Origin of the sequence: Pseudomonas sp. LA5 (genome assembly GCF_028640825.1) — a bacterium.
GTDB lineage: Bacteria > Pseudomonadota > Gammaproteobacteria > Pseudomonadales > Pseudomonadaceae > Chryseomonas > Chryseomonas aestiva.
On sequence record NZ_JAQYZY010000037.1, the window covers coordinates 183271 to 195857 of the forward strand.

Here is a 12587-nt window from a genome sequence, read left to right on the forward strand (position 1 = left end):
AAAGCCCGTATCGACTGACTAATGCCTTTCTTTAGCGCGTCAGCGATTGGCGCGACAAGAAAGCTGCGGAGGCTGTCCAGCGGCTGCACGGCGCGTCGCAATGACCTAGCCGCGTGACGCCTCCAGCCGCTCCACCATCTTGACCAGTTCCGCCAGGGAGCCGGCCTGCAGCTTGCGCATGAGGGCCGCGCGGCGCACCTTCACGGTGATCTCGCTGACCCCCAGCTGGGCGGCGATCTGCTTGTTGAGCAGGCCGGTCACCACCCGCGCCAGCACCGCCCGTTCGCCGTCGTTGAGAGTGTCGAGGCGGGTCTGCAGGGCCTGCAACTGCCGGCGCTGGGCATGGGCGTCCTGCGCCTTGCGCAGCGCCTGGTCGATGGCATCGAGCAGGTCCTGGTCACGAAACGGCTTGGTGAGGAACTCTAGAGCGCCCTGTTTCATCGCCCGGACCGACATGGGGATGTCGCCATGGCCGGTGATGAAGATGATCGGCAGGGCCAGGCCACGCCGCTGCAATTCCTGCTGCAGATCCAGGCCGTTCATGCCGGGCATGCGCACGTCCAGCACCAGGCAGCCCGGTTCGTCCAGCCGCGCCTGGTGGAGAAAATCGGCGGCCGAGACATAGCTGCGGGTGCTGAGCCCCACGGACGCCAGCAGGTCTTCCACGGCGGCGCGCACCGAGGCGTCGTCGTCCACCAGGTGGACCCGCGCGGACTGGGTCTGGTCGGTCAGGCTTTGAGAGGTCATGGTTGTGGATCCTTGGGCAGGCTGCAGTAGACCCCAGTGCCGCCTTCCGGCAGCGAGGTGGCCCAGATCCGCCCGCCATGGGCTTCGACGATGGAGCGACTGAGCGCCAGTCCCAGGCCCATGCCCTGCGCCTTGGTGGTGTAGAAGGCCTCGAACATCTGCTCGCGCGCCATGGGCGTCAAGCCGCGACCGCTGTCTTCCACGCCCAGGCGGATGGCGCCGGCGGTGTCCTGTCCCACCTGGATGACCACCCGCCGCTGCTCGGGCGGCATCCCTTCGAGGGCGTCCAGGGCGTTGAGCAGCAGATTGAGGATGACCTGCTGCAGCTGGCTTTCGTCGGCCAGCAGCGGCGGCAGACCCTCCTGCAGGCGGACCTCCACGGCGACCTGACGCTGGCTCAATTCGGCGCGGACGAAATCCAGCACCTGCTCCACGGTATCGGCGACGTTCAGCCAATCCTTGGCCACCTGCGCCTGGCGCACCAGGCTGCGCACCCGGGCGATCACCGCGCTGGCGCGGTGGGCGTCGTCGATGACCCGCTGCGCCGCCTGCACGGCGCGCTCCACCTGCGGCGGCTGATTGCTCAGCCAGCGCTGGCAGGCGTTGCCACTGGCGGCGATGGCGGTGAGCGGCTGGTTCACCTCATGGGCGATGGATGCGGCCAGTTCACCCAGCTGGCTCAGGCGCCCGGCCTGGGCCAGGCGTGTCCGGGCCGCGTCGGCGGCGCGCTTGGCGGCCTCCAGGCGCAGGGACAGGGCGGCGACCGCGACGATGGCCAGGAGGCTGATGATGCAGTTGACCAGCCCAGCCTCCTGATCCCCGCTCCGGGTGGCGATATAACTGCAGAGCACCAGCAGCGTGCAGCCCAGCGCGGTGATCGTGACCCCGCGCGCCGACAGAAAGCCGGCCGCCAGGAGCACCACCACCACCTGGAAGACGCCGATGGCGATCTCCCGGTCGGTGAAGGTGTCCAGTAGGGCGATGCCCAGCGCCAGGGCGCAGAGGCCGCCTAGCCGCAGCCAGTGGGTGGTGGTGGCGAAGGGTCGTCGATCCATGGCCAGTCTCTCGTTCGTGGTCGCGTGGACGTCCTAGAGCGGCTAACAAAACGTAGCGAGCGGCTGTCAGGCGGGTGCGCGCGGCGCGCAGGAACCGCATCGGGCTCGCGTACGAGTGTATGGGGGATACATGAGGATTCCGAGCACTGCACGCGCCCGTCTGGCGGACGCGCAGTAGTTTTATTAGTCGCTCTTAACCCGGGTTTTCCAGGCTGAACATATCGGCCGCCTGATCATAGGCGAAGAGTTCACCGTAGCGCCCCCACTGGATGGCGCTGCCGAGGGTGCGGGCGGCGTCGGCTTCGTCCATGAAGTCCTCCAGCTCGTCGCGGAAACGCCGCGCCGGCGCCGTGTGACCCTGGCGATCGTCCAGCACCCGGCGAATATGGGCCACCAGGGGCACGAAGTTGAGCAACTGGCGGGCGAACAGCTGCTTGCGCACGTCCACCCCCGCCTCGACATAGGCGCGCCCGGCCGGCAGCAGACGCAGATCACCACCTTCGAGGACCGCGAGGCGCAGCAGTTGCAGCACCTCGGCCAGGGGAAAGAGCTCGTCCAGTGCATAGCCCAGCCCGCCGGCCAGTTCCGGCAGGTCGGCGCGACCGTCGTAGGGCGCGGCCTGGACCGCCTCCAGCAGACCGGCCAGGGCATTGGTGGACACGGTCGGCAGCCGCATGCCCAGGCCGTTGCCGGGAACGCCCCCTTCGTGGGGTGCCGGCGTAGTCTCGCCGGTCATGCGCACATAGATTTCCTCCACCAGTTCGCGGAAGGCCGGATCATGGCGATTGCGCGGCTGCGGCAAGTCGATACGGATCTCGCTGGCGACGCGGCCGGGATTGCTGGAAAAGATCAGCACCCGATCGCAGAGCAGCACCGCCTCGGCGATGTTGTGGGTGACCATGAGGATCGAGCGGATCGGCATGCGCCCTTCGACCCAGAGGTCAAGCAGGTCGGTGCGAAGGGTCTCGGCGGTGAGCACGTCCAGCGCCGAGAAGGGTTCGTCCATCAGCAGCACGTCCGGGTGCACCACCAGGGCACGGGCCAGGCCGACGCGCTGGCGCATGCCGCCGGAGAGCTCCTTGGGATAGGCGCTCTCGAAGCCGTCCAGGCCGATCAGGTCGATGGCGGCCAGGGCGCGGCGACGGCGCTCGTCCAGCGGCACGTGCAGCGCCTCCAGGCCGATCTCTACGTTCTGCAGCACGGTCAGCCAGGGAAACAGCGCGAAGCTCTGGAATACCATGCTGACCCGGGCGCGCTGGCCGTCGTCCTTGGGCGGGAAAGCGACGCTGCCGCCGCTGGGGGTGAGCAGCCCGGCGATGGATCTGAGCAGGGTCGACTTGCCCGAGCCGGAGCGCCCCAGCAGGCCGACGATCTCGTTTTCGTGCAGGGTCAGGGACACTTCGTCCAGCACGACCCGGGCCGGGCCACCGGCGTTGCCGTACAGCTGGCGGACCTTCTGCACGTCGATGAGCGGACGCGGGTTCAGGGTGGTCAGGTTCATGATGGTTCTCCTCTCAATCGAGCCGCAGGCGCCGTTCGGCGTAGGCATACAGGGGCCGCCAGAGCAGCCGGTTGAAACCGAGGACGAAGATCGACATCACCACGATGCCCAGGGCGACCCGGGGGAAGTCGCCGGCGGTGGTCATCTGCGCGATGTAGGCGCCCAGGCCATGGGCCTGCAGGCGCTCGTTGCCCCAGCTCACCACCTCGGCGACGATGCTGGCGTTCCAGGAACCGCCCGCGGCGGTCAGGGCGCCGGTGAGGTAGTAGGGAAAGATCGCCGGCAGGGCCAGCTGCCGCCACCACTGCCAGCGCCTGAGGCCGAACAGCCGGGCCGCTTCGCGCAGGTCGTTGGGCAGCACGCTGGCGCCGGCGATGACGTTGAACAGGATGTACCACTGGGTGCCCAGCACCATCAGCGGCGACAGCCAGATGTCCGGATTGAGGTGGAAGCTGACGATGCCCACCACCGCCACCGGGAACAGCACGTTGGCCGGAAAGGCGGCGAGGAACTGGGCCACCGCCTGCAAACGCTGCGACCAGCCCGGGCGCAGGCCGATCCAGACGCCGATGGGCACCCAGATCAGGCTGGCGACGGCGATCAGCAACAGCACCCGGGCCATGGTCAGCAGACCCAGGCCCAGCACCGAGACCGCTTCCACCCAGTAGACGTCGGCGGCGATGAAGCGATACAGCGCATAGATGCCATAGGGCAGCACCAGCAGCAGCGCGCCGTACCAGAGCACGTCCAGCCCGCGTTGCAGCCAGGCGCGGCTTTGCGGCGCCAGGTGCCAGTGCGGCCAGGGGCGGCGGATCCGCGGGGTGGCGAGCTGGATGCAGAAGCTGCCGAAGCCACCCAGCATGCGGCCCAGGCGCGCGCGGCGGACCAGGTCGTAGACCCAGGAGCGCGGTACCTGCTGGCTGGCGGTCTGCTCGACGCGGAAGCGATCGGCCCAGGCTACCACCGGGCGGAAGAACAGCTGGTCGTAGACCAGGATCACCAGTCCCATGGCCAGCACCGCCCAGCCGATGGCGGCAATGTCCTGCCGGGCGATGGCCAGCGCCAGCCAGGAGCCTATGCCCGGCAGGTTGATGGTGTTGTCGCCCACGGTGATGGCTTCCGAGGCCACCACGAAGAACCAGCCGCCGGACATGGACATCATGGTGTTCCATACCAGACCGGGGATGGCGAACGGCAGCTCCAGGCGAAAGAACCGCCGCCAGGGCGACAGCCCGAACTGGCGACTCACCTGCTGCAGGTCCTCGGGCACGGTACGCAGCGACTGGTAGAAGCCGAACGCCATGTTCCAGGCCTGGCTGGTGAAGATGGCGAAGATGGCGGCGCACTCGGCGCCCAGTTGCCGCCCCGGGAACAGGCCCAGGAAGAAGCTGACGGTAAAGGTCAGGAAGCCGAGGATGGGCACCGACTGCAGGATGTCGATGGCCGGCAGGATCAGCAGCTCCGCCTTGCGACTCTTGGCCGCCAGGGTGGCGAAGACGAAGGTGAACAGCAGCGAGGCGCCCAGGGCGATGAACATGCGCAGGGTGGTGCGCAGGGCGTACTCGGGCAGCCGCGCCAGGTCCAGGGTCATGGGATCGGCGTCGAGCACGGCCAGGGGCGCGCGCATTTCGGCGACGCCATGCCAGATCAGCGCCAGGGCGATCAGCCCGAGGGCCAGGCAGAGGGCATCGGCCCACAGGGAAGCGGGACGTTGCCGCAGCGAGCGCGGCGCCACGGCGGGGGTGTAGAGGCCAGGAAGGGTCTTCATGGCGTACCTCTTTGCAGGGGGCCTTGGGAGAGTGTCCGGCCCTGCCGCGCAGGGTCCGGACACCGGGCTAATCTAGGCTCGCCATCCCGTCCCAGCCATCGAAACGAAGGACGCCTGGCTATACCAAGGTATATCCCGCCCAGGCCCGCCCTCGCCTGCTGCCATCCGCGCCCGGGCCCGGCGCCAGAGCAGAAGCTTCATCTCGCTGTCATCCTCCCGACATCTGCCGCCGGCATTGTCTACCGCCAATGAGATCGATCTCAAACGAGGCCGGCATGACCGATCTGAAACAGGTAGCGCAACAGGCGGGGGTCTCCCGGGCCACGGCGGCGCGCGCCTTCGCCACGCCCGAGCAGGTGCGCGAGAGCACCCGTCAGCGGGTGCTGGACGCCGCGCGCAGTCTCAATTTCCGTCCCAATCTGCTGGGCCGCCAGCTGCGTCAGCAGAGCACCCGGCTGATCGGCGTGGTGGTGCCCAGCCTGCTCAACCCGGTGTTCGCCGAACAGCTGCACGCCATGGAGCGCACCGCGCGCAGCCAGGGCTATTCGCTGGTGATCGCCACCACCGACTACCAGCCCGAGCGCGAAGCGGCGGTGGTGGAGGAACTGCTGCGCCAGCGCGTCGCCGGCCTGGTACTGACGGTGGCCGACGCCGACCGCAGCGAGGTGCTGGCCGAGCTGAGCCAGGAGCGGACGCCCTTCATCCTGGCCTATCACGAACCCCAGCGTCCCTATGCGGCGGTGGCGGTGGACAACCGCCAGGGCATGGCCATGGCCACCGAGCACCTGCTTGGCCTGGGGCACCGCCGCATCGCCCTGGTCTCGGGGCCGGCCCAGCAGTCGGATCGCAGCGAGCGCCGCTTCGCCGGCTATTGCCAGGCGATGGCCGCCGCCGGCCTGCCGACGCTGCCGCGCCTGGAGCTGGCCAGCCACACCGACGCCGACTGGGCGGAGCTGGCGCCGCTGCTGGAGCGTCACGCCCCGACCGCCCTGCTCTGCACCAACGACCTGCTGGCCATCAGCGTCATCGCCGAACTGCAGCGCCACGGGGTGCCCGTGCCTGATCAACTCTCGGTAGTGGGTTTCGATGGCATCGCCATGGGCGCCCGTCTCGAACCCAGCCTGTGCAGCGTCATGCAGCCCTTGCAGAGCCTGGGCGCCGTGCTCGTCACCGAATTGCTGGCGCTGATCGCCGGCAGTGCCACCCACCAGCAGTGTCTGCCCTGCCTCGTCCGTCCCGGCACCAGTGCCGGCCCCTTGAAGGAGCCCTACCGATGAAATCACCCTTCCCCTTGCGTCGTCTCCTGGCCGGCGTCGCCCTGGCCTGTGGCCTGGCCAGCGCCCAGGCCGCCGAAACCGCCATCTGCTACAACTGCCCGCTGGAGTGGGCCGACTGGGGTGCCCAGCTCAAGGCCATCGCCGCCGACACCGGTATCGAGGTCCCCCAGGACAACAAGAATTCCGGCCAGTCGCTGGCCCAGCTGGTGGCCGAACGCGAAGCCCCGGTGGCCGACGTCGTCTACTACGGGGTGACCTTCGGCATCCAGGCCGACAAGGCCGGGGTGCTGCAGCCCTACCAGCCCAAGCACTGGGACCAGGTTCCGACCGGCCTCAAGGACCCCCAGGGTGAATGGACCGCCATCCATTCCGGCACCCTCGGCTTCATGGTCAATACCCAGGCCCTGGGCGGCAAGCCGGTGCCACAGCGCTGGGCCGACCTGCTCAAGCCCGAGTACCGCGGCCTGGTGGGCTACCTGGATCCGTCCAGCGCCTTCGTCGGCTACGTCACCGCGGTAGCGCTCAACCAGGCCCTGGGTGGCAACCTCGACGACTTCGGTCCGGCCATGGCCTTCTTCAAGAAACTGGCCGCCAACGATCCCATCGTGCCCAAGCAGACCGCCTATGCCCGCCTGCTCTCCGGCGAGATCCCGATCCTGGTGGACTACGACTTCAACGCCTACCGCGCCCGCTACAAGGACAACGCCCCGGTGGCCTTCGTCATTCCCCAGGAAGGCAGCCTGACCGTGCCCTACACCATGAGCCTGGTGAAGGGCGCGCCGCACCGCGCCAATGGCGAGAAGGTGCTGGACTATGTGCTGTCGGACAAGGGCCAGGCGCTCTGGGCCCAGGCCTATCTGCGGCCGGTGCGGGACGTGCCGCTGCCGGCCGAGGTGAAGGCGCGCTTCCTGCCCGCCGCCGACTATGCCCGCGCCGGCACCGTCGACTACGGTCACATGGCCGCGGTCCAGGAAGCCTTCGCCAAGCGTTACCAGGCCGAGGTGCGCTGAGATGCAGGGCCTCGCCGTTTCCTTCGGGCGCCGCCGGGTGCCGCGCCGGCTGCCCTGGCCGGTGCTGGTCGCCCTGGCACCGGCGAGCGCCTTCCTGCTGGCCTTCTGGCTGTTGCCATTGACCCACCTGCTGGTGCTCGGCGCCCGCCCGGACGCCGCCGGCAGCTCCGGCTACTGGCAGGTGCTGACCAGCGCCGGCTATCTGTCCGGACTGGCCCAGACGGTGGCCCTGGCCGCCGTCACCACCCTGGCCACCCTGCTGGTGGCCGGCCTCGCCGGCTGCTTCCTGGCGCGCCATGCCTTCCCTGGGCGCAGCCTGCTGGTGGCGCTGCTGACCTTTCCGCTGGCCTTTCCCGGCGTGGTGGTGGGCTTCCTGATCATCCTGCTGGGCGGTCGCCAGGGTCTGTTCGCCAGCCTTGGGCGCGGCCTGTTCGGTGAGCCCTGGGTGTTCGCCTATTCGCTGTTCGGGCTGTTTCTCGGCTATCTCTATTTCTCCATTCCGCGGGTGATCCTCACGGTGATGGCGGCCTGCGAGACCCTCGATACCAGTCTGGAAGAAGCCGCCCGCTCCCTGGGTGCCGGGCTCTTCGCCGTGGTGCGCGATGTGCTGATCCCCGGCCTGACCCCGGCGCTGCTGTCCAGCGGCGCGCTGTGCTTCGCCACCGCCATGGGCGCCTTCGGCACCGCCTTCACCCTCGGCACGCGCCTGGCGGTAACGCCCATCGCCATCTACGACACCTTCACCAACTTCGCCAACTTTGGCGTCGCCGCGGCGCTCTCGGTGGTGCTTGGCCTCGTCACCTGGCTGGTCCTGCTGCTGGCCCGGCGCCTCGGCGGTGTCCAGGGAGATTTGCGATGAATCGCCCCCTGCGCTTCTGGCTGCAACTGCTGTTCACCCTGCTGGTGGCCGCCTTCCTGCTGGTGCCGGTGCTGCTCTCGGTACTGGCCGGCCTCACCCGCAACTACTTCCAGGGCCTCGCCAGCGGCCTCACCCTGGACTGGGTGCTGCAGGTCTGGCAGGCCTATGCCCCCACCGTCTGGCTGTCGCTGCAACTGGCGCTGGGGACGGCGGTCCTCGCGGTCGTGCTCGGCGTCCCGGCGGCCTATGCCCTGGTCCGGCTGGACAACCGTTTCGCTCGCGCCTTCGAGGAATTGCTGGTGCTGCCCGTGGCCATGCCCGGCTTCGCCTCGGCCCTGGCGCTGCTGCTGACCTACGGCCATCTCGGCGGCTTTCGCCGCAGCCCGGCGATCATCCTGGTGGGCCATCTGCTGTTCACCCTGCCCTTCCTGATCCGCCCGGTGATGGCGGTGCTCAGGCGCAGCCAGCTGCCGCAGCTGGAGGAAGCCGCAGCCAGCCTGGGCGCCGGTCCCTGGCGGCGCTTCTTCGGCGTGGTGGTGCCCAATGCCCGCGCCGGCATCCTCGCCGGCAGCCTCATGGTGATCACCCTCTCGCTGGGGGAATTCAACTTCACCTGGATGCTGCACACGCCCCTGACCAAGACCCTGCCGGTGGGCCTGGCCGACAGCTACGCCTCGGCGCGGCTGGAGGTGGGCTCCGCCTACACCCTGATCTTCCTCTTGCTGATCGTGCCGCTGCTGGTCGCCCTCCAGGCCCTCAGCGCCCGTCTCTCCCGTGGAGCCCTGCGATGACCCAAGGTACCGCCGTCCGCCTGCGCCACTGCGCCAAGACCTTTGCCGGAGGCCGCCAGGTGCTGCAGCCCCTGGACCTCGACATCCACCCGGGCGAGACCCTGGTGTTCCTTGGCCCGTCCGGCTGTGGCAAGACCACCACCCTGCGGCTGATCGCCGGCCTGGAGCAGCCCGATGCCGGCGGCCAGGTGCTGTTCGACGAGCGTGACGTCACCGACCTGCCCATCGAGCGGCGCGACGTCGGCATGGTGTTCCAGAACTACGCCCTGTTTCCCAACCTGGACGTGGCCGGCAACATCGCCTACGGCCTGAAGATCCGCGGCCTGCCGCGCGCCGAGCGCGATGCCCGGGTCGCCGAATTGCTGGCCATGATGCAGCTGGAGGCCCTGGCCGAGCGGCGCATCCAGCAGCTGTCCGGTGGCCAGCGCCAGCGCGTGGCCCTGGCCCGGGCGCTGGCACCGCGCCCCCGGGTGCTCCTGTTCGACGAACCCCTGGCGGCGCTGGACGCCCAGCTGCGCGAGCAGTTGCGGGCCGACATCGGCGCCCTGCTGCGCGAACTCGGCACCACCGCGGTCTATGTCACCCATGACCAGCAGGAGGCCCTGGCCCTGGGCGATCGCATCGTGGTGATGGGCGAAGGCCGCATCGCCCAGATCGGCACCCCGACGCAGATCTACCAGCGCCCGGCCAGTCGCTTCGTCGCCGGTTTCGTCGGCCAGCTCAACCGCTTCGAGGTGCGCGGCCAGAGCGGCGCCGAGGTGGCGGTCGCCGGCGGACGGCTGCCCTGGACCGGCGCTGCCAGCACCCTGTTCTGTCGCCCGGAACACCTGGAGCCGAGCACGACGCCCGCGCACCTCACCGGCATCCTGGTCGGGCAATTCTTCCAGGGCGCCCATTCGCGGCTGCTGGTGGAAGTGGGCACCGGCCAGCCGCTGCTGGTGGACACCGCCCAGCCCCTGCAGGCGCAACCAGGCGACCTGCTGCACCTGAACGTGCGTCCCGACGCGCTCTTCACCCTCGCTTCCTAGGAGACCCCGATGTACGCGCCCTTCCTGCTGGCCCAGCTCAGCGACCTGCACATCAAGGCCGGCGGCCGGCTGTCCTACGGGGTGGTCGATACCCTCGGCGCCCTGCGCCTGGCGGTGGACCGCCTCAACGCCCTGCAACCGCGCCCGGATGCGCTGGTCATCACCGGCGACCTGGTGGACTTCGGCACCCCCGAGGAATACGCCACCCTGCGCGAGGTCTTGGCCGAACTGACCATGCCCTTCTTCGTCATCCCCGGCAATCACGACGACCGCGCCGCCTTGCGCACGGCTTTCGCCGATCACCCCTATCTGCCGGCCCGGGGCACCCTGGACTGGCAGCAGGACTGCGGCCCGCTACGGCTGATCGGGCTGGATACCCATATTCCCGGCGAGCACGGGGGGCGTCTCGACGCCGCGCAACTGGCCTGGCTCGACGACCAGCTCAGCCAGGCACCCGACCAGCCGACCCTGGTGCTCCTGCACCATCCGCCGTTCCCGGTCGGCATCGGCCATATGGATCGCATCGGCCTGGACGGCGGCGCTGAACTGGAAGCCGTGATCCGCCGCCATCCTCAGGTGGAGCGGCTGCTTTGCGGTCATCTGCACCGGCTGATCCAGCGCCGCTTCGGCGGCACCCTGGCCTGCGTCTGTCCCGGCGTGTCGCACCAGGTCGACCTGGACCTGCGCGAAGCGGCGCCGTCGCGCTTCCGCCTGGAGCCGCCGGGCCTGCTGCTGCATCGCTGGGCGGACGCGGCCCTGGTGACCCACCATCTGCCGCTGGGCAACTATCCGGGGCCCTACCCCTTCTTCGCCGCCGATGGCCAGTTGCTGGACTGACACCGCCCCGTTTCGGGTCCTGAGGTAGCAGAGCGGCCGCTGCTGCGACCCAGGGTGGTGCAAAAGGTAACGCCGGCGCCTGACGGCGCTGACCTTCGGCCCAGCGCTGGCAAGCACTGGACTCCCTGGCATGAGCCTTGCCTTGGCAGATTGGATACAAAAATCCAGGAAGCCAGTCCATGCCGCTCTCCGCCCTGTCCCGCTCCACTGCCCTGAGCGCCGAAGAAGAGGCCTATCGCCATCTGCTGCAGGCCATCTGCGCCGGGCACTATCGCAATGGCGAGCGGCTGATCGCCGAGGACATCGCCACCACCCTGGGTATGAGTCGCATGCCGGTGCGCAGCGCCTTCCAGCGCCTCGCCGCCGAAGGCCTGGTGATCCTCCGGCCGCATCGCGGCGCGGTGGTCAGCGGCCTGGACCTGGAGGACATGCGCGAGGTGTTCGAGATGCGCAGCGCCCTCGAAGGCCTGGCCATCCGCCTGGCCACGCCCCATGTCGGCCCCCGCGAGATGACGCGCCTGGAACGCCTGCTGGAAGACCTGGACGACGAGCAGGAACCCGGCGCCTGGGTCGCCCAGCACCGCGCCTTCCACGAATACCTGTGCAGCCTGGCCGGTCGGCCGCGGCTGCTGCGCCAGATCAATGGCCTCTATGCCCTGATCGAGCCGCACATGCAGCTCTGGCTGCACGTCGATCGCCCCCAGTCGGCCCGCGACGAGCACGCGCCCATCCTCGCCGCCCTGCGCGCCGGCGATGCCGCCGAAGCCGAGCGGGTGTTGCGCGAGCACATCGAGGGCACGGTGCCCGACCTGCTGACCTTCATCGAACGATCGGGCGACCAGACCCGAAGTACGCCCCCGCGCTGAGCCATCCGCCCTGCCCACCCCTGTCCTTCCGGAGAAGACCATGACCCGCCACCGGCTTTCCTGCAGTCTGCTCGCCCTGACCCTCGTCGCCGGCTTTACCCAGGCCGCCCCGCAGATCCCCGAGCGCCTGGCCAAGGCGTCCAAGATCACCTATTGCGGCGCTCTCGACACCCCACCGATCGGCTTCTTCGACGAAGCCCAGAAGCCCAAGGGCCTCACCGTCGACCTCGGCGCCGAGATCGCCAAGCGCCTCGGCGACAAGAAGGTCGACTGGCGCGTGGTGCCCTTCTCCGGCCTGATCCCGGCGCTGCTGGCCGGCCAGTGCGATCTCCTGATCGACCAGCTGTTCGACAAGCCCGAGCGGCGCCAGGTGATCGACATCGTCAACTACATGTACTCCAGCCAGGCGGTGGTGGTGCCGGCCGGTAACAAGGCCGGCATCCACACCCTGGACGACCTCGCCGGCAAGAAGGTGGCGGTGCTCAATGGCTCCACCATCCGCACCCTGCTCGACGCCCACAACGAGGAGCTGAAGAAGGCCGGCAAGGCGCCCATGAAGCTGGTCGCCTACAACAGCGACACCGACGCCTTCCAGGCCCTGCGCCTGGGCCAGACCGACGCCTACGGCACCACCGTGGAAACCGCCGCCTACTACCAGGGCGTCGCGCCCGGCCAGTTCGAGACCGGCGTGCCGGCCTTCGCCCGCATCCTCACCGGGATCGGCGTACGCAAGGACGACAGCCAGCTCAGCAGCACCCTCACCCAGATCCTCGCCGACATGAAGGCCGATGGCAGCTACGCCACCCTCATGGCCAACTGGCACCTGGAAGGCGACAAGCTCGATTAAG

12 protein-coding genes and 1 other RNA gene are annotated in these 12587 nt (G+C 69.1%); 8 read left to right on the top strand and 5 right to left on the bottom strand.

Annotated features, from left to right (window positions below; genetic code table 11):
* Window positions 1-105 precede the first annotated feature (105 nt).
* The 5 genes from PVZ72_RS12850 to PVZ72_RS12870 all read right to left on the bottom strand — a co-directional run bounded on the left by PVZ72_RS12850 (window position 106) and on the right by PVZ72_RS12870 (window position 5071).
* The gene (locus tag PVZ72_RS12850) at window positions 106-747 is read right to left on the bottom strand and encodes a response regulator transcription factor (protein ID WP_273862093.1); all 642 of its coding nucleotides are present in this window, start codon (window positions 745-747) and stop codon (window positions 106-108) included.
* A complete protein-coding gene (locus tag PVZ72_RS12855; RefSeq protein ID WP_273862094.1) occupies window positions 744-1802 on the bottom strand; it encodes a sensor histidine kinase in 1059 nt (352 codons plus the stop codon). Before PVZ72_RS12855 ends, PVZ72_RS12850 begins: the two co-directional genes overlap by 4 nt.
* 40 nt (window positions 1803-1842) lie before the next feature.
* Window positions 1843-1913: non-coding RNA, sX9 sRNA (locus tag PVZ72_RS12860), on the bottom strand.
* 82 nt (window positions 1914-1995) lie between these two features.
* Window positions 1996-3303: an ABC transporter ATP-binding protein gene (locus tag PVZ72_RS12865; RefSeq protein ID WP_273862095.1), complete on the bottom strand. Its 1308-nt coding sequence runs from the start codon at window positions 3301-3303 to the stop codon at window positions 1996-1998.
* Window positions 3304-3316: 13 nt separating this feature from the next.
* A complete protein-coding gene (locus tag PVZ72_RS12870) occupies window positions 3317-5071 on the bottom strand; it encodes an ABC transporter permease (protein ID WP_273862096.1) in 1755 nt (584 codons plus the stop codon).
* A gap of 275 nt (window positions 5072-5346) precedes the next feature.
* On the opposite strand from PVZ72_RS12870, the gene PVZ72_RS12875 reads away from it, so the two are divergent.
* The 8 genes from PVZ72_RS12875 to PVZ72_RS12910 all read left to right on the top strand — a co-directional run bounded on the left by PVZ72_RS12875 (window position 5347) and on the right by PVZ72_RS12910 (window position 12586).
* Window positions 5347-6348: a substrate-binding domain-containing protein gene (locus PVZ72_RS12875; protein WP_187979479.1), complete on the top strand. Its 1002-nt coding sequence runs from the start codon at window positions 5347-5349 to the stop codon at window positions 6346-6348.
* Window positions 6345-7358, top strand: a complete 1014-nt coding sequence (locus PVZ72_RS12880) for an ABC transporter substrate-binding protein (RefSeq protein ID WP_252977136.1) — start codon at window positions 6345-6347, stop codon at window positions 7356-7358. The genes PVZ72_RS12875 and PVZ72_RS12880 overlap by 4 nt, the downstream gene beginning before the upstream one ends.
* Window position 7359: 1 nt before the next feature.
* The gene (locus tag PVZ72_RS12885) at window positions 7360-8217 is read left to right on the top strand and encodes an ABC transporter permease (RefSeq protein ID WP_273862097.1); all 858 of its coding nucleotides are present in this window, start codon (window positions 7360-7362) and stop codon (window positions 8215-8217) included.
* Window positions 8214-9008 carry an ABC transporter permease gene (locus PVZ72_RS12890; protein ID WP_273862098.1) on the top strand — a complete coding sequence of 265 codons (795 nt, stop codon included), beginning with the start codon at window positions 8214-8216 and terminating at the stop codon, window positions 9006-9008. Before PVZ72_RS12885 ends, PVZ72_RS12890 begins: the two co-directional genes overlap by 4 nt.
* On the top strand, window positions 9005-10036 hold the full coding sequence (locus PVZ72_RS12895; protein WP_273862099.1) for an ABC transporter ATP-binding protein: 1032 nt from the start codon (window positions 9005-9007) through the stop codon (window positions 10034-10036). Before PVZ72_RS12890 ends, PVZ72_RS12895 begins: the two co-directional genes overlap by 4 nt.
* 9 nt (window positions 10037-10045) lie before the next feature.
* Window positions 10046-10873, top strand: a complete 828-nt coding sequence (locus PVZ72_RS12900; protein WP_273862100.1) for a phosphodiesterase — start codon at window positions 10046-10048, stop codon at window positions 10871-10873.
* A gap of 179 nt (window positions 10874-11052) precedes the next feature.
* On the top strand, window positions 11053-11739 hold the full coding sequence (locus PVZ72_RS12905; protein ID WP_158896871.1) for a GntR family transcriptional regulator: 687 nt from the start codon (window positions 11053-11055) through the stop codon (window positions 11737-11739).
* A gap of 40 nt (window positions 11740-11779) precedes the next feature.
* The gene (locus tag PVZ72_RS12910; protein ID WP_273862101.1) at window positions 11780-12586 is read left to right on the top strand and encodes an ABC transporter substrate-binding protein; all 807 of its coding nucleotides are present in this window, start codon (window positions 11780-11782) and stop codon (window positions 12584-12586) included.
* The last annotated feature ends 1 nt before the right edge of the window (window position 12587 follow it).